Consider the following 19985-nt stretch of genomic DNA (forward strand, 5'->3'; position numbering starts at 1 on the left):
TCCTGAAAACATTTTTTCAGAAAACAGCTTGAATCGCGTCGTTTCGTTCTTCTCCCATCCGGACTTTACCGTCGGCCCTGGAATCTCACCAAGTCAGCCATGATGCGTACATCACGGGTCGCGGGCTCGTCGATCGATCGATCGCATCACCGCCGGTTGGGATTTTCACCCTACCCCGAAGAACTGGATTATTGAGTTATACAACTTTAGCCTAGCATATCTTTTTCAAGAAAACAAAGCGCAAATGTTTCGGTATTGGCTCTTTTATGATTTCGTTCCACTTCTGTTACCCCTCCCCAATTCGTGATCTATTGGATACTAAAAATGACTGGAGCACCTTATATCAGTGCGTCCAGTCATTGTGTTCCGGTTACAAATACCCGTTCTTCCGGTCGTGGAATTCTTGGGCAATCGCTCCGCGTGTCCGTTCATCAGCGAGGACGCGAAGTGCTGTCCGTGCGAGGATTTTAGCGCCTGCGATCAACGCTTCATCCCCCGCTTCCGAACGGGCTGCTTCTTTGAATGCTTCTGTATGGGCGACGAGATCGTCCGGACCAATCTTGATATACGGATGGATTGTCGGGATGACTTGACTGATGTTACCCGCGTCCGTCGATCCAAGACCCGGTCGTTCGTCGAGGTGCACGATTTGCCCAAGCGCCTCTGCTTCTTCTTGGAAGAGACGATCAAACGTCCGGTTGAAGACAAGATTGTCGACTTCATTTTGGAAAGCGATGACGTCAAGCGTCGCCCCGGTCGCAAGTGCCGCACCTTGCGCGACCGCTTTGACTTTCTCCGTGACGGCATTCAGCCGTTCCCGTGTCGTCGCCCGAATGAAGAAACGTGCTTTTGCGTATTCCGGAATGATGTTCGGCGCATCGCCACCATGCGTGATGATCCCGTGGATCCGGACATCGTCCGGTAACTGCTGACGTAAGGCGTTGATTCCATTGAAGAGCTGAATGACAGCGTCGAGAGCGTTGATACCTTCTTCCGGTGTCGCCGCTGCGTGCGCGGGACGACCCGTAAAGGCAAAATCGAGCGGATCGACCGCAAGCGAGGACCCCGTGATCCGCGTTTGTCCGGACGGGTGGACCATCAAGGCCGCATCGATTCCTTCAAGCAACTGGTGTTTGACGAAACTGCCTTTCGCACTTCCGTTCGGCCCACCTTCTTCGGCTGGCGTTCCAAGCACGACGACACTCCCACCGACTTCATCAAGCACTTTGCTGAGCGCAATCGCCGCTGCGACACTCGTCGTTCCGATGATATTATGACCGCATGCGTGTCCGATGCCCGGCAACGCATCGTACTCAGCGAGAAAGGCAATTGTCGCGCCAGGTCGGTCGCTTGACTTCTTCGCGAAGAACGCGGTCTCGTGCCCTGCGACGCCGAGTTCTACTGTAAAGCCTTCTGCCGTCAAACGCTCTGCATGTAGTCGCGAAGCAAAGAATTCCTCGTTACCGATTTCCGGCGTCGCATGAATCCGGTGGCTCGTCTCAAGATACGATTCCCGTTTTTGTTCGATGTCCTGCTCAATCGTCTCTACCCATGTCGTGCGTACTGGTGTCGTCATGCTATCCACTCTCCTTTAGAATTTATTCGCCGATGTCGCTTAGTGGAACGAACGTCGGGATCGAGCTACCTTTATATTCTTTTTTGATGAAAGCCGCGACATCTTTTTGTTGGTAAAGCGACGCGATCTTTTTCAGTTCTTTTTTGTTCTTGTCTTCCGTCCGTGTCGCGATGATGTTGATGTATGGTTTTGCTGTCTCGTTCTCATGGACGATCGAGTCCTTGATCGGATTTAGTCCTGCGTCAACAGCAATACCGTTATTGATGATCGATGCAGCGACGTCCGGTAAGACGCGTGGCGTTTGTCCAGCGACGATCGGAACGATTTTCAGTTTCTTCGGATTTTCAACGATCTTATCGACCGATCCATTGCCGTCGAAGTCGTCCGGTAATTTGATCAAACCTGCTTCTTGTAGTAACAAGAAGGCACGTCCCATGTTCGTCGCTTCGTTCGGAACAGCGATTTTGCCACCGACTGGAATATCTTTGACGTCCTTATATTTATCTGAGTAAATGCCCATCGGTGCAATGACGGTCGTCGCAATCGGCGACAGCTTCAACTTATGTTCCTTCTTGAAGGCGTTGAAGTAGGAAATCGTCTGGAAAGCATTGGCGTCGATCTCACCCTCAGCCAGTGCCATGTTCGGCTGGACATAATCGGAGAACTTGACGAGCTCGATTTTGATGCCCTCCTTTTCCGCTTTTTTCGCGACGTAATCCCACACTTGAGTGTCTGAACCGCTGACCCCGAGCTTGATCGTCTTTTCTTCTTCTCCTGATGCTGAGCACCCGGCAAATAAAATCGTCGTTAATGTTGCTCCAATCGCTACTGCTTTTTTCATGGCTGAATCGCTCCCTTGATTAATGTCTTCTGATTTTTCGTGCGACGATGTTGCCTGTCGTCTGTAAGCCTTGGACTAAGATAACGAGAATCCCGACCGTGATGATCATGACTTTCGTGTCGAACCGTTGATAACCGTACGTAATTGCTAAGTCACCCAAACCGCCACCACCGATGGCGCCTGCCATCGCTGATGCCCCGATCAAGCCGACTGTTGCAATCGTTAAATTAAGGATTAGTGAACCGAGTGCTTCCGGCAGAAGGAAGCGGAAAATCGTTTGAAACGGTGTCGCGCCCATCGCTTCTGCTGCCTCAAGGACGCCTTTATCGACTTCAAGTAACGAGCTCTCGATCAGACGCGCCATGTACGGTGCGGCGTAAAAGACGAGCGGGACGATTGCGGCTTCGGTTCCGATCGACGTCTGGACGATCAACCGTGTCAACGGGATGATCGCAACAAGTAAGATGATGAACGGAATTGAACGGAAGATATTGACGATACTGTTGAAGAATGTGAACAGCGGGACGTTCTCGAGCAATGCCCCTTTCCGGGTGACGACGAGCAGGATGCCGAGTGGTAAACCGATCAAAGTTGAAAATAATAACGACACTGACACCATCGTCATCGTCTGCAAAAATGCTGTCCAGATATCACTGTAGTTAACTAGCATCAGCAAGCACCTCCTCGACGGTCACCTGTGCCTGATCGATGTACTGTAAGGCCCGTTTTACTTCGATTGTTTCACCGATCAGTTCAACAAGTAATGTACCGAACGGTGTTTCCTGTAACTCCGTGATGCTACCGTGCAGGATGTTGACATCGACGTCGAAGCGTTTTGCGACTTGCGATAAGAGTGGTTGCCCGGTGTGATGTCCGAGAAAATGAATCTTATAGATCGGATGCGCATTCCGTGACTCGATCAACTGACGAATTGATGCCGGAATTTCATCATGCATGACGGAGCGGACGAAGTTTTTCGCTGTCTCGGTCTGCGGATTCGAAAAGACATCAAAGACTGTTCCTGACTCGATCAGCTTCCCGGCTTCGATGACGGCGACCCGGTCACAAATCTCCCGGATGACGCCCATCTCATGGGTGATCAAGAGAATGGTGATCCCGTATTCCGCATTGATGCGTTTTAATAACTGGAGAATATGATGTGTCGTCTGAGGATCGAGTGCTGACGTCGCTTCGTCACATAAGAGCACGGATGGTTGCGTCGCTAGTGCCCGGGCGATGCCGACACGTTGCTTTTGTCCGCCGGATAATTGATCCGGGTAATGATCCGCCTTATCCGCAAGATCGACGAATTCGAGTAATTCCGTCACCCGGCGACGAATCTCGTCTTTCTTGACACCTGCGAGAACGAGTGGTTTCGCAACGTTCGTAAAGACCGTGTTTGCATTCAATAGATTGAAGTGTTGAAAGATCATCCCGATCCGCTGTTTCGCTTGGCGTAATTTTTTTGGTGATAGTTGTGTTAAATCTTCTCCGTCGACCGTCACTGTTCCTGACGTCGGTCGTTCTAACAGGTTGACGCAGCGGAGCAATGAACTTTTCCCGGCACCGCTAAAGCCGATGACACCGAAGATTTCGCCTTTCTCGATCGTCAGGTCGACACCGTCGAGTGCTGCGATCGTCTGATCCTTCGTGACGTACGTTTTTTTGACTTGATGAAATGCAATCATTCCGTTTTCCCCCTTCATTCAACAAAAAAGGTCCCTTCTTGAGAAACAAGAAGAGACCTGGATCCGCACAATGGCAGAATCCACTCCACTCATCTCTCAGACATCTGTCTGATGGAATTGGCACAGTGCTCATAATGAGTCTGTTGCCGAGGTTTCGTAGGGCCAGTCCCTCCACCTCTCTGGATAAGTATTGCGGTATGAAATTCGTATGTGTGTTGTTGCGTTGTTGCTTATGTCGTAAAACTAATTTTTACATTACGGGTCGAACCTTTAAAAGTCAACCAACTTTGCAAAAATAATCCATTTGGCGCATATCGATTGAGTCATAAGTTATGAGTTAGCTGAAAGAACAAATCACGATTCGTCCAGAACGATTTGACAAGGCATTTTCGGTCGTGCTACCATCGTTTCAATGATTAATCCGACAATTCCAATATGATATTTATCAAGAGTGAACGAGAGACCTGGCTCTATGACTTCACGGCAACCTGCAATCTGTAAGGTGCTCCGACCAGCAAAGCGCGGCTTTGGATGATACGGTGAAAAACTCGTGGGCGTCCAAGCAGTGACGTTGACGAGTTTTTTTCACGAATGGAGGAAAAATAGTAATGATGAACTATCCTGTATTGACTGGTGCTGAAGCATTTTATCTTCAAGGTGGACCGATCGGCATTTTAATCTGTCATGGTTTTAATGCGACCCCGCAAAGTGTTCGGGACGTCGGTGAGGCATTTGCTGCTAAAGGATTCACTGTCTATGCTCCACGTTTGCGTGGTCACGGGACGAACGTCCGTGAGTTCGAACAATCGACTGCTCGATGTTGGAAGCAGAGCCTGCAAGACGGCTATGCACGTTTACAAGAAACATGCGATCAAGTCTTCGTCATCGGTCAATCGATGGGCGCGACGCTCGCACTATCGCTCGCCGCTGACGGGATTCCATTTTCAGGCATCATTACGATCAATGCCGCTCTCTCCGTTCCGTCTTATGAAGCACTGTCGTTTGAAGATGGTCCACAGTACTTACCTGAAGGGGCACCGGATATCAAACGGTCTGCTTTCGAAATCATCTATGACCTCGTTCCGAGTCGTTGTGCATTCGAACTCGTCCGCTTGATGGATGAGACGAAAGGACGCCTTGGATCGATCCTTCTACCGACATTGATTCTTTACTCGGCGACCGATCACGTCGTTCCGCCGTCGAGCTCGGATTACCTGCATCAGCATATCGGGACGAATGATAAACGAATCTACTGTCTCCTCAACTCGTACCACGTCGCGACCCTCGATCATGATCAGGATTTGATCGTGCGTGAGACGATTCGTTTCATCGAACGCTCGAGTCGTTTCTCACAGGAAACGGGATAATAAAAAAAAACAGCTATTCGTCTTCACTTAGAAGCGAACAGCTGTTACATCAAAGGACGACCATCATCGGTTCGTCTTTTTTGTTTATCCTTTTTGGTGCTGCATCGTTTGGAGCGGCTTCGGCTTTCCTGGCACTTCATGGCAGTGGCGGCACCGTGGCTCATACGATTCTGAAGCGCCGACTAAAATGATCGGATCATCATAGTTCGCTGGTTTTCCATCAATCAAACGTTGTGTCCGGGAAGCCGGATCGCCACATGAGAGACAGATCGCCTGAAGTTTCGTCACAAATTCTGCGCGCGCCAGTAATTCCGGCATCTTGCCAAATGGCTCTGCCCGGAAATCCTGATCGAGTCCTGCACAAATGACGCGTTTTCCGTCTTGCGCAAGTGCTTCGATGACTTGAACGATCTCATCATCAAAGAATTGAACTTCATCAATTCCGACAATTTGTGTTTCTTCCGCTACTGCTGCATAGAGATCACGACTCGTCGCCATTGGAATCGCCACGACGGAATTTCCGATGTGAGAGACGACATGCTCTTCATGGTACCGGTCGTCGATTGCCGGCTTGAATACTTGAACGGGCAGTTTGCCGTACTGTGCCCGTCTGACACGACGAATCAACTCTTCCGATTTCCCGGAAAACATACTACCACAAATTACTTCGATCCAGCCGTACTGATTTATTACATGCATCATCGTCCGACACCGTCCTCTAAAAATAGTCACTTTAACGAGTATAGCTCGAAACGGTATTGAGAAAAAGGGTTGACTTCCGGAAATCAAAATTCATTTTTTCTTTACCTAGAATTTTTGTCCTTTCATTCCAACCTTCATCCATTTCCTGTACACTAAAGAAGAAGATTCTCGCGAAAGAAGGTGTCCCCGATTCATCATCTCTTACATGACATTCTGCACCAATATGGCGCCCTTGGTCTTTCCGTCCTTCTCGCAGGTGGTATCGTGGGATTGCCGGTTCCTGATGAGACCTTGCTCGTCCTGTCCGGTTTTTGGATGCATCAAGGCAATCTACCGCTGTTCGGTACGATTCTTGCCGCTTACGCTGGCAGTTGCATCGGAATGACGATTAGCTACGTGCTGGGCTTAAAACTCGGCATGCCCCTGTTGCATCGCGTCGGACCAAAGATGCGCATCTCAGAAAAACACATTCTCTCCGCTGAAGCCGGATTTCGTCGTTACGGCAAATCGGTCTTGATCATCGGTTACTACATACCTGGTCTTCGCCAACTCTCTGCCTTTTTTGCAGGTGTTTCAAAAATGCCGTTTCGCATTTTTGCGAGTTACGCGTATACAGGTGCTTTGATTTGGGTCAGTGTGTTCTTGGGCGCCGGCTACTTTGTTGGTCGTCATATCTCGTTCCATAAAGTCGTCGACTACATCTTGGCACATCCAGATGCTATGCCGTACTTGATCGGGATCGTCGGCGGGATTGCTTTCTCGTTCGTCTTAAAGACGTACCTTACGTACCGTTCGCAATTCAGTCTATACAAAAACAGCCTGCTTCCGTAATGGAGGCAGGCTGTTTTTTAAGAACCGGCAAGTAATTACTTGCGGCCGTATTTTTTGTTGAAGCGATCGACACGACCATCTGCCGCGTTGAACTTTTGACGACCTGTGTAGAATGGGTGCGAGTCTGAAGACACATCCACACGGATGAGTGGGTACTCGTTACCATCTTCCCAAGTGATCGTTTCGTTCGAAGAACGAGTAGAACCGCTTAAGAATTTGTACTCAGTCGTTGAATCCATAAATACTACTTTGTTGTAGTTAGGGTGAATTCCTTGTTTCATGGTTGATTTCTCTCCTTCCGCCCTGGTCCATTTGCTGAGCCAGAGTAAGTTACCTTCCTATACTAAACGATTTTTTTACGCGTCGCAATAGTTATTTTTCCGTCGTTGCTTCCTTCTTGACGGTACGCGGTTTAGCAGGTGCACGTCGGACCGTCTTCTTCTTTTCTTTCTCAAGTTCAGCAAAAAATTCTTCATTATTTTTCGTGTCGCGAATCTTACGCAGGAACGTATCGACGAACTCGTTCGACTCGTTCATCGTCCGACGAATCGTCCAGAGCGCATCGAGTTGCTCTTTCGGAAGCAAGAGTTCTTCCTTCCGCGTACCTGATTTGCGAATGTCGATTGCCGGGAAGATTCGGCGTTCCGACAGCTTACGATCGAGATGTAGCTCCATGTTTCCTGTTCCTTTGAATTCCTCATAGATGACGTCATCCATGCGGGATCCCGTCTCGACGAGCGCCGTCGCAAGAATCGTCAAACTGCCACCATGTTCGATGTTTCGCGCCGCACCAAAGAACCGTTTTGGTTTGTGGAACGCTGCTGGGTCAATCCCCCCTGAAAGCGTCCGTCCGCTTTGCGGCACTGTTAAGTTATACGCACGAGTCAAACGCGTGATCGAATCCATCAAGATGACGACATCTTTTTTATGTTCGACAAGTCGCATCGCCCGTTCAAGGACAAGTTCAGAAATCCGCACATGGTTGTCCGGTGTTTCGTCGAACGTTGAACTGACGACGTCTGCTCCCGGAACCGAACGCTCGATGTCAGTTACTTCCTCTGGTCGCTCATCGATCAATAGAATGATCAGCTCGACATCCGGATGATTCTCTTGAATCGAGTTCGCGATTTCTTTGAGGAGTGACGTCTTCCCTGCTTTTGGTGGTGCGACGATCAAACCGCGTTGTCCAAACCCAACTGGTGCAATCATATCCATGACACGAACCGATAAATGACGTGGCTCTGTCTCAAGACGCATTAAACGATCCGGATAGATCGGTGTCAGCGCCGGGAAGAACAAACGGTTACGCGCTGTATCCGGTGCTTCGCCGTTGACGGCTTCCACACTAAGTAACCCTTGGAAACGTTCGTTTTCCTTCGGTGGGCGTACTTTACCTGTGACGACATCACCATTACGTAGATTGAAGCGTCGGATTTGAGAAGCGGCGATATAAATATCTTCAGAGGATTGGGAATAATTGATAGGGCGAAGGAAGCCGAAGCCACCATCGTTTTGCATTTGTGGATTACCAGGGATGACTTCAAGTACCCCTTCGAGGAAATAAAGACCTGTTGATTCCGCCTGTGCTTTTAGAATCTTGAACATCAACTCACGCTTACGGGCTTCCCGATATTGCGGGACATTCTTCGTCTTTGCGATTTCATATAATTCTTTTAATGTCAGCTGGCTCAATTGAGCCAAAGTATAGGAACGTTCAGGTTTATCTTTTTTATCAGTTGTTGGCATGTTTTTCACCTATTCTTTATAAATTCAACTGCATTCAGCATACTTCCATACATACATCAGGAGGTATGTAATTTCTTTCGTGAACTAAAGGTATCATATTTTTTTAAATTCGTCGTCAACAATCCTTTGCGTTTCTTACTTTGTAATATTCAAGGATATTATTTCAGTTATGTTACAAAAGCATCTATTTTGTCTTCTAACTGAAAAAACGTTTTTAAGGGCGCACATGCTAAGATATTCCTGCAGACAAAATTCTTACACAGTTGTAAGGTTCACTGCTTAATCACACACTTAATGATTTCATCATATAACTTACGGACGCAACACACTACATTAAAACGGAGGAATTCTTAACATGAAACGTTTTCTAGCATCGATCGCGACAGCAGCCTTAGTGGTTTCAGGTTTTACATCAGTGGGTACAGGTAAAGTTGAAGCAGCAACAGTCACGAAAGTCAAGATCACGGACAACGGTCTTCGTGTTCGGACAGCTCCTTCTACGAAAGCAAGCATCGTCGGGAAAGTCAACGCTGGTCAAGTCTTTACATACAAAGGCAAATCAGGCAGCTGGACAAAAATCTCATACGGCGGTAAAACACGTTATGTCTTCTCACAATACACAAAGACATACAAATCATCTTCAAGCGCTAAAAAATCAACAAGCACATCTTCTAAACGGACGAAAATCCTGAACGAAGCAGCAAAACATAAAGGTACACCATACGTATGGGGCGGAACAACGACTCGTGGATTCGACTGCTCTGGTTTCACAAGCTACGTTTACAAGAAAGCGGCTGGTAAAACATTGCCACGTACGTCTTCTTCACAATATTCTTCTTCTAAGAAAGTCAGCGTTTCAAGCGTACAACCAGGAGATCTTGTCTTCTTCTCACACGGTAGCGGCATTCAACACGTCGGGATCGCAACAAGTAAGTCAAGCATGGTTAACTCAGAAACAGGTGGCGTTAAATACTCAAGCTTCAAATCAGGGTACTGGGGTTCACGCCTTGTCGGCGCAGGATCTTACCTTTAATTCATCATCTCAAAGCGGTTGAGCATTGGCTCGATCGCTTTTTTTCATCTCATTCAATTCATAAGAAGGAAATAGGATGCATGTCTTCATCACAGGTGCTTCAAGAGGTCTTAGTCGTGAATTCGCTTATCTGTACGATAATGAAATCACGTCCTGCTCGTCAAACGTGAGACAATGCTCTTCAAAACGAAATTTCATGTCGAGCGATTTGGAGGCACTGCAATCTTCCCATACGATTTAACGAAGCGGAAAACGTTAGCACGTTTCCTTTTCCTCTAGGAGTTGAGGATGAACGTCTTGATTCCTAGAAACATAGCAAAAAGAGTTGGTGTTTCGGAAATTATCCGAAACACCAACTCTTTTTTATCGATCAAGTCCTCACATATGAGTCCGTCTCTTTTACTTAATGACAAGCTTCGGTTTTTTCTTAAACGAGTGAATGCCTTCAACGAAGCGAACCGTTCCGGATTTCGCACGCATGACGACAGAGTGTGTCTGACCGCCTTGTGCCGTGAACTGGACACCTTTCATCAACTCACTGTCCGTGACCCCTGTCGCAGCAAAGATACAGTCGTCTCCTGCGACGAGATCGTCCATCATGAGAATCTTCGATGGATCTTCGATGCCCATCTTCTTACAACGTTCGATCTCGGCATCGTCTGCTGGTAACAAGCGCCCTTGGAGCTCTCCACCGAGACACTTCAAGGCAACGGCAGCAAGAACGCCTTCCGGTGCGCCACCTGAACCGAGCAAGATATCAATCCCTGTATGCGGGAACGCCGTATTGATCGCACCAGCAACGTCACCGTCACCAATCAAGCGAATCCGTGCCCCTGTTGCCCGAATCCGTTGAATGATTTCTTCATGACGTTCGCGATCAAGGATCGAGACGACGACGTCTTCGATTTCCTTGTTCTTCGCCTTTGCGACGGCTGCGATGTTTTCTTCAATCGTCGCATCCAGACTGATGTGTCCTGCTGCTTCTGGACCAACTGCAATCTTATCCATGTACATGTCCGGTGCATGGAGTAAATCTCCCGCATCCGCAACAGCGAGGACAGCAAGTGCGCCCCATGTTCCTTTTGCGACGATATTCGTTCCTTCGAGCGGATCGACAGCGACGTCAAGTCGTGGTCCATACCCATTTCCTAGCTTTTCTCCAATGTAAAGCATCGGTGCTTCATCCATCTCGCCTTCCCCGATGACGACGGTTCCTTTCATCGGAATCGTATCGAAGACATCACGCATCGCGCTTGTTGCCGCATCATCCGCTTCATTCTTCAATCCTTTTCCCATCCAACGTGCAGAGGCAAGTGCTGCCGCCTCCGTGACGCGTACAAGTTCCATTGATAGACTTCTCTCCATGTGTATGTCCCCTCTCCCTTGTTACAAATCGGTCAAATCGTTTCACGCCATACGAGGGCGCCTAGTTCCTTCAACTTCTGATCAAATCGTTCGTAACTCTGGTCAAGCACTTCCGCGTGGTGCAATGTCGTCTCCCCTGAAGCGAGAAGTCCCGCCAAGACAAGTGCTGCGCCACCGCGTGGATCTGGTGCCTCGATTTCCGTACCGAGTAAGGATTCGCCACCACGAATGATGATCGAAGCGTCTTCATGCGTGATTCGGGCGTTTAAGCGCCGTAACTCCTGTACATGTCGGAAACGTTGCGGGTACAACTTATCGACAACGATACTCGCTCCTTTCGCTTGCAACAACGCTGCCGAGATGACAGGTTGTAGATCGCTTGGGAATCCACCGTAGTGGAAGACACGAATATCGACCGGCTTCGCCTCATGAAATGTCGCCGTGACGGAATCATCTGTCACTTCGATCAACGCACCATACCGCTCGAGTTTTTGGATAACGCTCTCGAGATGGAGCGGAATGACGTTATCGACGGTGACGCGCCCAAGTGCCGCGCCCATCGTCAAAAACGTTCCTGCTTCCATCCGGTCTGGAATCAAGGTATGCCGGCAACCACTCAGGCGTGAGACACCTTTGATTCGAATCTCATCCGTTCCTGCCCCTTTGACACTTGCCCCCATGTTCGTCAGCATCGTACTGACGTCGATGACTTCTGGATCATAGGCAGCGTTTTCGATGACAGTCGTTCCTTCAGCGAAGACAGCGACGAGTAAAGCACTGATCGTCGCTCCGAATGACGGAAGATCGAGATAGATTCGGTTTCCGACGAGACGGTCGACGCGCATGTAATGGACGCCCTGCTCGTTACGTACGGAAACACCGAGACGCTCCAGTGCTTTGATGTGTAAATCAATCGGTCGTGGTCCGATGTCATAACCCCCAGGCAGACCGACGACTCCTTGTTTGAATCTGGCCGCCAGAACGCTCATAAGGTAGATCGATCCGCGTAACTTGCGCGTCTCCGCACCAGTTAACGGCATCGATTCAACCCGACTTGGATCAATCGTCACCATATCGCCTTGACGTGTCACGACCGTGCCGAGCGTCTCTAAAATCTCGATCATTGTCGCGACGTCGCCAATTTCCGGCACGCCTTCTAGAATGACCGTCTGATCCGTCAGTAGAGCTGCAGCAAGACACGGAATGGCGCTTTGCTTCGAACCACTGATTGATACGGTTCCTTCTAGGCGTTGTTGCCCTACGATATGCAAAATGTCCACGTTCCATCAACCTTTCTCTTCGCTACGATTATTGCTGCGTTTTTTCCCAGTCCGCGAGGAACTTTTCAATTCCTTGCGTCGTGAGTGGGTGGTGTGTGAGTGACTCGATGACCGAGAATGGAATCGTCGCGATGTCTGCGCCCGCAAGAGCAGCGTTCGTCACGTGAACCGGGTTCCGGACCGATGCCGCAATGATTTGTGTCGGAATATCATGTACGACGAAAATTTGAGCAATCGTCTCGACGAGCCCCATTCCATCTTGACCGATGTCATCTAGACGACCGAGGAATGGTGATACGTATGTCGCACCAGCACGGGCTGCGAGTAATGCTTGGTTCGGATTGAAGATCAATGTGACGTTCGTCGTGATCTTCTCTTTTGAAAGTGCTGCGACCGCTTCGAGTCCGGCCGGAGTCATTGGAACCTTAACCGTAATGTTCGGTGCGATCTGGGCAAGTTCCTTCCCTTCGCGAATCATTCCTTCTGCATCAAGCGCGATGACTTCAGCGCTGACAGAGACATCTCCGACGATTTCACAGATTTCACGAAGTCTTGTATGGAAATCGACGCCCTCCTTAGCGACGAGCGATGGATTCGTCGTGACACCATCTAAAATCCCCATTTTATGCGCTTTCTTGATGTCCTCTACGTTTGCTGTGTCAATGAAAAATCTCATCTTTCTCGTTCCCCTTTCATCCCTTGAAATCGCTTACGACTCTATTATAGGTTTTTTTCACGAGAAGTCCTACTGTTTTCCATCGAATACACGTTCATATGATATGAAAAAAGCACGGTAGACCGAAGTCTACCGCACTTTAAAGAGGAGTCGATTAAGCTTTGTTGCTTGAACCGAACTCACGCATCTTACCGATGACAGTTTGTTTGATTGCTTCACGACCTGGTGCGATGAATACGCGTGGGTCATATGCTTCTGGTTTCTCAGCCAACACTTCACGAACGACTTTCGCGAATGAGATTTGGTTCTCTGTGTTAACGTTGATTTTTGAAGTTCCGAGTGAGATCGCTTTTTCGATATCGTGTGTCGGAATTCCAGTTCCACCGTGAAGAACGAGTGGGAGGTTTGTAGCGTCACGGATTTCTTCCATCTCTTTGAATCCGAGGTTTGGTTCACCTTTGTATGGTCCGTGAACAGAACCGAGTGCAGGAGCAAGCGTGTCGATTCCAGTTTCTTTAACGATGCGTACACACTCGTCAAGTTTCGCGTACATGACATCACCGATGACGTCGTCTTCTTGTCCACCAACTGTACCAACTTCCGCTTCAACTGAAACGCCTTTAGCGTGAGCGTATTCAACGACTGCTTTAGTTGTTTCGATGTTTGTGTCGATCGGGCTGTGCGAATCATCGATCATGACAGATGTAAATCCAGCGTCGATCGCTTCTTTACATTTTTCAACGCTCGAACCGTGGTCGAGGTGGATTGCGACTGGAACTGTTACTTTCATGTCGTGTACGAGACCTTCAACCATTTTCACGACAGTGTAGAATCCGCCCATGTGGCGTGCTGCACCTTCAGATACTCCAAGGATAACTGGTGACTGCTCTTCTTGAGCCGCACCGAGAATCGCTTGTGTCCACTCGAGGTTGTTGATGTTGAATTGACCTACTGCATACTTACCTTCGAGAGCTTTGTTTAACATGTCTGTCATAGATACTAATGGCATAATGACATCCTCCTCTGTTTTGATCGCTGCTTACACGAACTCGTGCAATTTCAGACTGATTATAACATACTGATTCATCGGAACGTACAGCATTTCGCTTGGTTTTTTGGTTTGTGACGGCGACGTGAAGGATTAACCGCTTACATCGTGAGAAATTTGCACAGTCACTTCTTTTTTTAATTCGAAGATGTCAAATGGCTTCCCGAAGAAGGCGACGACCCCTAATCGTTTCGCTTCTTCCATCGCTTCTTTTTCACCGAGTGCCGTCATTAAAATCGTCCGGACACGTCGTCCGATCCGGTCCTGATGACGTAAAACCTCGATCCCGGTCCGCCCCGGCATGTTGACATCCATCAACAGCAAATCATATGCCGCTTCTTGTAAATAGACGATCGCTTCCTCTCCATCGACGGCGACGTCCGTTTCATACCCTTCTGTCCGGAACAATTGTGCAAGTAAGTTCCGGATTCCCGGCTCATCCTCGACGATCAACAATCTGCCTTTCATCTCTGCCACTCCCCCTCTAGTTATTTCCATTCTACACTAAAGCAAAACTTGCTTTATACTGTCCTTGAGAGAAATACAGAAAGGATGAAGAAAAATGATGAAAATCTTAGCTACACAATTCAACGGAAAGTTGCAAACGCTCGCAAAACAGGAAGACGAACTATTCGATGTCGTCCGTCTGCTCGCACAGGCGCTCGTCGGAGAAGGCACGGTCTACGTCGACGCTTACGGTGAATGTGAAGGACTCTATCCAATGCTCTCAGAAGGTCCGGATCAGATGAAACGGGTTACGAAAATCAAGGATCGAAAGACACTGCACGCTGTCGATCGCGTCTTAATCTTTACGCCAGATACGGAACGCTCCGACCTTCTCGCTTCTCTTGCCCGCTATGACGCATGGCATACGCCTTATGCGATCGTCACACTCAGTGACGTGACAGAAACGCTCGAGCGTTCGATTGCACCGCTCGCATTGAAGTTTAATAAAGGATTGCTTCCGGCAGAGGACGGTTCACGTCACGGACTGCCGAGTCTTGCCCTTTGCGCGTTCCTCTTGACACATATCTTGACGCAACTACAAGAGATGACGGAAGAGTGGGATTAACACTTTTCTTCTATAATATGTAGTTCTGAATATAATTAATCAAAAAAGACGCGGTAAACTTCAAGATGCTGAAGGTTACCGCGTCTTTGATTATCTTTCTTTTCATTCACCAAGTGAAGCTTGGATGAAGTCATGGAAGAGTGCTTGTGGACGTTCTGGACGTGAGATCAATTCTGGGTGGAACTGACACGCGACGAACCATTTGTGTTCTGGAATCTCGATGATCTCAACGAGACGACCGTCTGGACTCGTACCTGAGAAGACCATGCCGTTCGCTTCGAACTGCTCACGGAATTCGTTACCGAACTCATAACGGTGACGGTGACGTTCGTAGACGAGCTCGCTTGAATAAGCGGCACGTGCTTTCGTTCCATCTTCGAGTTTACATGGGTAAAGTCCGAGACGGAGTGTACCACCGAGATCCTCGATGTCTTTTTGTTCTGGCAACAAGTCAATGATTGGGTATGGTGTCGCTGGGTCGATTTCCGCTGAGTGTGCGCCTTCAAGATTGAGTACGTTACGTGCGAATTCAACTGTCGCGAGTTGCATACCGAGGCAGATACCGAAGAACGGTACGTTGTTTTCACGTGCAAAACGTGTCGCTTCGATTTTCCCTTCGATTCCGCGTTCTCCAAATCCACCAGGAACGAGGATTCCGTCTGCTGAACCGAGCAATTCGTTGACGTTTTCGCGCGTCACGTCTTCTGCGTTGATCCAGTCGATTTCGATATCACTGTTGAAGGCGAATCCAGCGTGTTTCAGTGCTTCTGCAACTGAGATGTACGCATCACGCAATTCGACGTATTTCCCGACGAGTGCGATCTTCGTCGTCTTCTCGAGGTGCGTCACTGTGTGGACGAGTTGTTTCCAAGCCGTCATGTCAGCAACTGGTGTGTCGAACTTGAAGTAGTCACAGACGAGTTGGTCCATGCCTTGACGTTGCAAGTTGAGCGGTACTTCGTAGAGCGTCGATGCATCTTGTGCTTCGATGACTGCTTCCGGACGTGTGTCACAGAAGAGAGCGATTTTATCTTTCATCTCTTGTGGGACTGGGTGCTCTGCACGTAAGACGATGATGTCTGGCTGGATACCATAGCTACGGAGTTCTTTGACACTGTGTTGTGTCGGTTTCGTCTTGAGCTCACCTGCTGCTGCAAGATACGGAACAAGCGTACAGTGGACGTACATGACGTTTTCTTTTCCGATATCGTTTTTCACTTGGCGAATGGCTTCGATGAACGGAAGCGACTCAATATCCCCTACTGTTCCACCAATCTCCGTGATGACGACGTCTGCGCCCGTTTCTTTTCCAGCACGGAAGACACGGTCTTTGATTTCGTTCGTGATGTGCGGAATGACTTGGACTGTTCCACCGTTGTAGTCTCCACGGCGTTCCTTCTTGAGGATCGTCGAGTAAATACGACCAGACGTGACGTTTGCGTTTTGGCTCAAGTTGATGTCGATGAAGCGCTCGTAGTGACCAAGGTCAAGGTCCGTCTCTGCGCCATCATCTGTGACGAAAACTTCCCCGTGTTGGTACGGGCTCATTGTACCCGGGTCGATGTTGATGTACGGGTCAAATTTTTGGATCGTGACGTTAAGGCCACGGTTTTTCAAGAGACGAGCGAGCGATGCAGCGGTGATCCCTTTACCGAGTGACGATACGACGCCACCTGTTACGAAAATATACTTTGTCATGTTAAATATTGCTCCCTTCTCTAATTCACATCTCAACAAAACAGAGGTGGTAAAAACAAAAAAGCAAAAGTGCCCCCATAATAGGAGACACTTTTGCTGAAATAAGCACGTTGCTTAAAGAAGCCCATGACTAACTTACGTCATTCGGAAAACTTCGTCAAGCCTAATTTTTCAGAGAAAAATTTTCGCGCTCGTTCGTCAGCCGTCAACGAAAAAACTGCCATTTCTATAGGGAAATAGCAGCTGTACAGTTGTAGTTGATCGTGCTTAGACTTCCTCTTCTTCTTCGAAGTCTTCTAAGTCTTCTTCGTCGAGATCGTCATCGAGATCATCGATGGCTGCGACTTTTTTGAACGTATCCTCGTCTTCGCTGTCGTCAGCTGAATCATAGTCTGCTGTCTTCGCGAATGTATCGAGATCGTCTTCGATCGTCTCGAACTCATCTTCTTCTGCATCATAGTTGAACTCTTCTTCAAACTCATCAAGTTCTCCACGTTGACGCGCTTCGATGACGAGATCCTCATCCGACTTATCAAACGGATACCAAGCGCGGAGTGACCAACGGTTCGCTCCGACGTTAACGAAGTTTCCGTCGATGTTCATGTCTGTATAGAGTTGAGCAAGTTTCTCGAACTTGTCTTCTTCATCTGTAAACGTATGGTACTTTTCGATTTCTGACGTGATGTCATCGAACGTGATTGGCTGTTCGCCAGCTTCTTGCAACATTTCATTGACGAATTCGATCAGCGAAAGATCAGTAATCTCTTCTTTACTTAAACGGCTGAGGCTCATTGTGACGGCCACTTCCTTTCATTTGCGTTCAATCCATTACTTCTCATTATACGCAAAATGGCTTTTAAAAATCCAGTCTCTATTTAAAAAAAGCTCGAATTGATTCTCGATTCGTGTTTTTCCCGCTCCCGAAAAAGGAATATCCAAGAGAGAAGAAGGAGGAATGACAGATGGAGATGACAATCGAACGGGTCAACGATTTTGATGCCTTCAACTGGTTACCAATTTTATCAAAGAGTACACAGGAAGGCTATCCCTTCATCGAACGGATGCTACGCGAACGGCGAAATGAAACGTTCCAAGAGGATGGTGAGGCATTGTTTGTCGCTTTATCTCTTTCCGGACACGTCATCGCGTGCGGGGGGTATATGAAACAAACCGGCACGAACGACGTCGGTCGGATTCGTCATGTCTATGTCTTACCAGAAATACGACACCACGGTGTTGGTACGCAACTACTTGAGAAAATCATCCCGGAAGCACTTTTGACGTATTCCGAGCTCTGGCTCTATACGGACGATGCCAGTACCTTTTATGAACGATTCGGTTTTGATCCGTATACAGCAACTAAAGTGACACATCGCCTTCTCAAGCATGCATTCGTTCAACCATAAGTGTCTTGAATTGACATATCGAGAATCATCGATTAGTTTAAGCGTATGACAAATCAAGTGGATCTATTCAAGGCATTATCGAACGAGGTACGTCTTGATATCTTACGCTGGCTCAAGGATCCCGAGACTCATTTCAATAAGCCGACGGCCCATCTCGCGACGAATTTGTCGGACAAGGGAGGCATTTGCGTCGGAGATATCCAAGAGAAGGCGAACTTATCTCAATCGACCGTCTCCCAATATCTTACGATGTTGCAAAAAGTCGGATTGCTCGAATCCGAACGTCACGGCAAATGGACGTATTACCGGCGAAATGAAGAAAAAATCCAGGAGCTTGCATCGTACCTCAAAGGAGAACTTTGATCCGTTCTCCTCGCCTTACATATCGTCATTTCTCGATATTTAGATTCGTGAAAGGATGAATTCTGTTGAAAATCGTGTATTACGCACTCGCGTTACTTGCGGGTATCGCTTTAAGTGTCGAAGGAGCAATCTATGGTGAGCTCGGGAACTTCGTCGGAAAACTCGAAAGTAGCTTTTATAATTTCTTCGCCGGTACGATCATCATCGGATTGATCGTCCTCTTCTTCGGAAGGGGTTCACTCGGCTATACATTCCGCGCACCGAAATGGACCTTGCTCGGTGGTCTACTCGGTAGCATCTACTTGACGATCTTGATCATCAGCATCCCGCTCGTCGGTGTCGGTCTCGCCATGATCAGTGTCATTCTCGGTCAAATGGTCGCTAGTATGGTCATCGAACATAACGGTTGGCTTGGTAGTCCGAAACGTCCCATCAATCGCGACAAGCTAATGGCTTCTGCTCTGATGCTCGTCGCCCTATTTCTTATCTTTTAAGGAGGTTCGCTCGTGAATATTTTATTACTTGGTTTTACATTACTCGGTGGCGTCATGCTGAGCGCACAGTCGTCCATCAACGGTGCCTTCAGTCAAAAGGCTGGTGCCCTTGAAAGTACGTTTCTGACCTTCTTCACGGGGATGCTGATTCTCGCACTCGCCATCCTGTTCTTTGGTCAAGGAAACGTATTGCTCTTGCTCGAAGCACCACGTTGGCAACTAAGTGCTGTCCTGTTCGGCGTCAGTTATCTATTCCTGACGATTCTTGCCGTTCCGCAGATTGGTGTCACGGCAGCTAGTATCGCGACCGTCATCGGTCAACTCGCAGCAGGTATGGTCATTGATCACATCGGTGCGTTCGGTGGCGTCGTCGTTCCGCTCGACGGAAAACGTCTGCTTGGTCTGCTTGCGATGCTTGCTGCGCTTTACTTCGTCTATCGCGGGAACACACGCAAAGACGTGTCGGCTTCATCTGATTCGATTGCATCGTGACGATTGTCCTCACGATTCGTTCACGCGCTTTCCTCAGGCGAGACACAAGCCAGTCTCGACTGTCACAGACAGCCGACACGGGTCTTGTTTGTCTCTGACAGCGCAAGATCTTGCGCTTTTTCCTGTAGGAGTCGCGTGAACAACGTGAGTCCTGCTGTTTCTCATGATCTATCAAAATAGAACATAAAAAACCGAAATGCTGAAGTATATTCACTTCAGCATTTCGGTTTTTTCGTGTCGAATGATCCGTTGATGAACGTGCAAGACGAAGACTCCTGCGGGAAAAGCGGAATGGGTGAGACCCCGT

22 protein-coding genes and 3 riboswitches are annotated in these 19985 nt (G+C 48.4%); of the genes, 8 read left to right on the forward strand and 14 right to left on the reverse strand.

Annotated elements, in window-relative coordinates; translation table 11 throughout:
* Positions 1 to 42 precede the first annotated feature (42 nt).
* Positions 43 to 187, reverse strand: a riboswitch (FMN riboswitch).
* A gap of 183 nt (positions 188 to 370) precedes the next feature.
* Genes B3S86_RS12275 through B3S86_RS12290 form a run of 4 tightly spaced genes read right to left on the reverse strand, consistent with a single transcriptional unit; the run spans position 371 to position 4105 of the window.
* Positions 371 to 1576, reverse strand: a complete 1206-nt coding sequence (locus B3S86_RS12275) for a M20 family metallopeptidase (RefSeq protein ID WP_035410705.1) — start codon at positions 1574 to 1576, stop codon at positions 371 to 373.
* 22 nt (positions 1577 to 1598) lie between these two features.
* Positions 1599 to 2417 carry a MetQ/NlpA family ABC transporter substrate-binding protein gene (locus tag B3S86_RS12280; RefSeq protein WP_035410708.1) on the reverse strand — a complete coding sequence of 273 codons (819 nt, stop codon included), beginning with the start codon at positions 2415 to 2417 and terminating at the stop codon, positions 1599 to 1601.
* A gap of 19 nt (positions 2418 to 2436) precedes the next feature.
* Positions 2437 to 3087, reverse strand: coding sequence for a methionine ABC transporter permease (locus tag B3S86_RS12285; RefSeq protein ID WP_023469541.1), 651 nt, complete (start codon positions 3085 to 3087; stop codon positions 2437 to 2439).
* On the reverse strand, positions 3077 to 4105 hold the full coding sequence (locus tag B3S86_RS12290; protein WP_035410710.1) for a methionine ABC transporter ATP-binding protein: 1029 nt from the start codon (positions 4103 to 4105) through the stop codon (positions 3077 to 3079). Before B3S86_RS12290 ends, B3S86_RS12285 begins: the two co-directional genes overlap by 11 nt.
* An 86-nt stretch (positions 4106 to 4191) precedes the next feature.
* Positions 4192 to 4295: riboswitch (SAM riboswitch) on the reverse strand.
* Positions 4296 to 4544: 249 nt separating this feature from the next.
* A riboswitch (SAM riboswitch) is annotated at positions 4545 to 4646 on the forward strand.
* A 67-nt stretch (positions 4647 to 4713) separates the two neighbouring features.
* Here B3S86_RS12290 and B3S86_RS12295 point away from each other — a divergent pair.
* Positions 4714 to 5472: an alpha/beta hydrolase gene (locus B3S86_RS12295; protein WP_290753029.1), complete on the forward strand. Its 759-nt coding sequence runs from the start codon at positions 4714 to 4716 to the stop codon at positions 5470 to 5472.
* Positions 5473 to 5556: 84 nt separating this feature from the next.
* On the opposite strand, the gene B3S86_RS12300 is transcribed toward B3S86_RS12295, so the two are convergent.
* Entirely contained in the window at positions 5557 to 6171 is a 615-nt protein-coding gene (locus tag B3S86_RS12300) for a thymidine kinase (RefSeq protein WP_035410895.1), read from the reverse strand.
* Between the two features lie 183 nt (positions 6172 to 6354).
* On the opposite strand from B3S86_RS12300, the gene B3S86_RS12305 reads away from it, so the two are divergent.
* On the forward strand, positions 6355 to 7005 hold the full coding sequence (locus tag B3S86_RS12305) for a DedA family protein (RefSeq protein WP_052019115.1): 651 nt from the start codon (positions 6355 to 6357) through the stop codon (positions 7003 to 7005).
* Positions 7006 to 7040: 35 nt separating this feature from the next.
* On the opposite strand, the gene B3S86_RS12310 is transcribed toward B3S86_RS12305, so the two are convergent.
* Entirely contained in the window at positions 7041 to 7286 is a 246-nt protein-coding gene (locus B3S86_RS12310) for a type B 50S ribosomal protein L31 (protein ID WP_023469546.1), read from the reverse strand.
* 91 nt (positions 7287 to 7377) lie between these two features.
* Positions 7378 to 8751, reverse strand: coding sequence for a transcription termination factor Rho (gene rho, locus B3S86_RS12315; protein ID WP_056064138.1), 1374 nt, complete (start codon positions 8749 to 8751; stop codon positions 7378 to 7380).
* A 355-nt stretch (positions 8752 to 9106) separates the two neighbouring features.
* Between rho and B3S86_RS12320 the strand changes: the two genes are divergently transcribed.
* A complete protein-coding gene (locus tag B3S86_RS12320; protein ID WP_035410719.1) occupies positions 9107 to 9784 on the forward strand; it encodes a C40 family peptidase in 678 nt (225 codons plus the stop codon).
* Positions 9785 to 10183: 399 nt separating this feature from the next.
* On the opposite strand, the gene glpX is transcribed toward B3S86_RS12320, so the two are convergent.
* The 5 genes from glpX to B3S86_RS12345 form a co-directional block, all read right to left on the reverse strand.
* Entirely contained in the window at positions 10184 to 11149 is a 966-nt protein-coding gene (glpX, locus tag B3S86_RS12325) for a class II fructose-bisphosphatase (protein ID WP_035410722.1), read from the reverse strand.
* 32 nt (positions 11150 to 11181) lie between these two features.
* Positions 11182 to 12429: a UDP-N-acetylglucosamine 1-carboxyvinyltransferase gene (gene murA / locus B3S86_RS12330; RefSeq protein WP_290753037.1), complete on the reverse strand. Its 1248-nt coding sequence runs from the start codon at positions 12427 to 12429 to the stop codon at positions 11182 to 11184.
* A 28-nt stretch (positions 12430 to 12457) separates the two neighbouring features.
* A complete protein-coding gene (fsa, locus tag B3S86_RS12335; RefSeq protein ID WP_023469552.1) occupies positions 12458 to 13105 on the reverse strand; it encodes a fructose-6-phosphate aldolase in 648 nt (215 codons plus the stop codon).
* A 154-nt stretch (positions 13106 to 13259) separates the two neighbouring features.
* Positions 13260 to 14114, reverse strand: coding sequence for a class II fructose-1,6-bisphosphate aldolase (gene fba, locus B3S86_RS12340; protein ID WP_035410728.1), 855 nt, complete (start codon positions 14112 to 14114; stop codon positions 13260 to 13262).
* A gap of 132 nt (positions 14115 to 14246) precedes the next feature.
* Positions 14247 to 14621, reverse strand: a complete 375-nt coding sequence (locus B3S86_RS12345) for a response regulator (RefSeq protein WP_035410731.1) — start codon at positions 14619 to 14621, stop codon at positions 14247 to 14249.
* 94 nt (positions 14622 to 14715) lie between these two features.
* On the opposite strand from B3S86_RS12345, the gene B3S86_RS12350 reads away from it, so the two are divergent.
* Positions 14716 to 15225, forward strand: a complete 510-nt coding sequence (locus B3S86_RS12350; protein ID WP_035395788.1) for a DUF2529 family protein — start codon at positions 14716 to 14718, stop codon at positions 15223 to 15225.
* A 102-nt stretch (positions 15226 to 15327) separates the two neighbouring features.
* Here the strand turns inward: B3S86_RS12350 and B3S86_RS12355 are convergent, their stop codons facing one another.
* Both B3S86_RS12355 and rpoE read right to left on the reverse strand, forming a co-directional pair.
* Entirely contained in the window at positions 15328 to 16923 is a 1596-nt protein-coding gene (locus B3S86_RS12355) for a CTP synthase (protein ID WP_047394418.1), read from the reverse strand.
* A gap of 267 nt (positions 16924 to 17190) precedes the next feature.
* Positions 17191 to 17715 (reverse strand): DNA-directed RNA polymerase subunit delta, encoded by a 525-nt coding sequence (rpoE, locus tag B3S86_RS12360; protein ID WP_035410737.1) that lies wholly within the window; start codon positions 17713 to 17715, stop codon positions 17191 to 17193.
* 170 nt (positions 17716 to 17885) lie between these two features.
* Between rpoE and B3S86_RS12365 the strand changes: the two genes are divergently transcribed.
* The 4 genes from B3S86_RS12365 (at position 17886) to B3S86_RS12380 (ending at position 19678) form a co-directional block, all read left to right on the forward strand.
* Positions 17886 to 18329 carry a GNAT family N-acetyltransferase gene (locus tag B3S86_RS12365; RefSeq protein ID WP_290753049.1) on the forward strand — a complete coding sequence of 148 codons (444 nt, stop codon included), beginning with the start codon at positions 17886 to 17888 and terminating at the stop codon, positions 18327 to 18329.
* A 45-nt stretch (positions 18330 to 18374) separates the two neighbouring features.
* Complete coding sequence (locus tag B3S86_RS12370; protein WP_290753053.1) at positions 18375 to 18692, forward strand: ArsR/SmtB family transcription factor; 318 nt, start codon at positions 18375 to 18377, stop codon at positions 18690 to 18692.
* A 65-nt stretch (positions 18693 to 18757) separates the two neighbouring features.
* Positions 18758 to 19186: a DMT family transporter gene (locus tag B3S86_RS12375; protein ID WP_035410744.1), complete on the forward strand. Its 429-nt coding sequence runs from the start codon at positions 18758 to 18760 to the stop codon at positions 19184 to 19186.
* A gap of 12 nt (positions 19187 to 19198) precedes the next feature.
* Positions 19199 to 19678, forward strand: coding sequence for a DMT family transporter (locus B3S86_RS12380; RefSeq protein WP_214724201.1), 480 nt, complete (start codon positions 19199 to 19201; stop codon positions 19676 to 19678).
* Positions 19679 to 19985: the final 307 nt, after the last annotated feature.

The sequence above is a fragment of the Exiguobacterium sp. UBA3968 genome, assembly GCF_002385115.1.
GTDB lineage: Bacteria > Bacillota > Bacilli > Exiguobacteriales > Exiguobacteriaceae > Exiguobacterium_A.

Excerpts from the sequence above, each read along its gene's own strand:
- B3S86_RS12370 (WP_290753053.1), top strand. The coding sequence starts at position 18,375 with ATGACAAATCAAGTGGATCTATTCAAGGCATTATCGAACGAGGTACGT.
- B3S86_RS12345 (WP_035410731.1), bottom strand. The coding sequence starts at position 14,621 with ATGAAAGGCAGATTGTTGATCGTCGAGGATGAGCCGGGAATCCGGAAC.
- B3S86_RS12310 (WP_023469546.1), bottom strand. The coding sequence starts at position 7,286 with ATGAAACAAGGAATTCACCCTAACTACAACAAAGTAGTATTTATGGAT.
- B3S86_RS12290 (WP_035410710.1), bottom strand. The coding sequence starts at position 4,105 with ATGATTGCATTTCATCAAGTCAAAAAAACGTACGTCACGAAGGATCAG.
- fba (WP_035410728.1), bottom strand. The coding sequence starts at position 14,114 with ATGCCATTAGTATCTATGACAGACATGTTAAACAAAGCTCTCGAAGGT.
- B3S86_RS12285 (WP_023469541.1), bottom strand. The coding sequence starts at position 3,087 with ATGCTAGTTAACTACAGTGATATCTGGACAGCATTTTTGCAGACGATG.
- rho (WP_056064138.1), bottom strand. The coding sequence starts at position 8,751 with ATGCCAACAACTGATAAAAAAGATAAACCTGAACGTTCCTATACTTTG.
- B3S86_RS12275 (WP_035410705.1), bottom strand. The coding sequence starts at position 1,576 with ATGACGACACCAGTACGCACGACATGGGTAGAGACGATTGAGCAGGAC.
- fsa (WP_023469552.1), bottom strand. The coding sequence starts at position 13,105 with ATGAGATTTTTCATTGACACAGCAAACGTAGAGGACATCAAGAAAGCG.
- B3S86_RS12300 (WP_035410895.1), bottom strand. The coding sequence starts at position 6,171 with ATGCATGTAATAAATCAGTACGGCTGGATCGAAGTAATTTGTGGTAGT.
- B3S86_RS12365 (WP_290753049.1), top strand. The coding sequence starts at position 17,886 with ATGGAGATGACAATCGAACGGGTCAACGATTTTGATGCCTTCAACTGG.
- B3S86_RS12295 (WP_290753029.1), top strand. The coding sequence starts at position 4,714 with ATGATGAACTATCCTGTATTGACTGGTGCTGAAGCATTTTATCTTCAA.
- rpoE (WP_035410737.1), bottom strand. The coding sequence starts at position 17,715 with ATGAGCCTCAGCCGTTTAAGTAAAGAAGAGATTACTGATCTTTCGCTG.
- glpX (WP_035410722.1), bottom strand. The coding sequence starts at position 11,149 with ATGGAGAGAAGTCTATCAATGGAACTTGTACGCGTCACGGAGGCGGCA.
- B3S86_RS12280 (WP_035410708.1), bottom strand. The coding sequence starts at position 2,417 with ATGAAAAAAGCAGTAGCGATTGGAGCAACATTAACGACGATTTTATTT.
- B3S86_RS12355 (WP_047394418.1), bottom strand. The coding sequence starts at position 16,923 with ATGACAAAGTATATTTTCGTAACAGGTGGCGTCGTATCGTCACTCGGT.
- B3S86_RS12320 (WP_035410719.1), top strand. The coding sequence starts at position 9,107 with ATGAAACGTTTTCTAGCATCGATCGCGACAGCAGCCTTAGTGGTTTCA.
- B3S86_RS12350 (WP_035395788.1), top strand. The coding sequence starts at position 14,716 with ATGATGAAAATCTTAGCTACACAATTCAACGGAAAGTTGCAAACGCTC.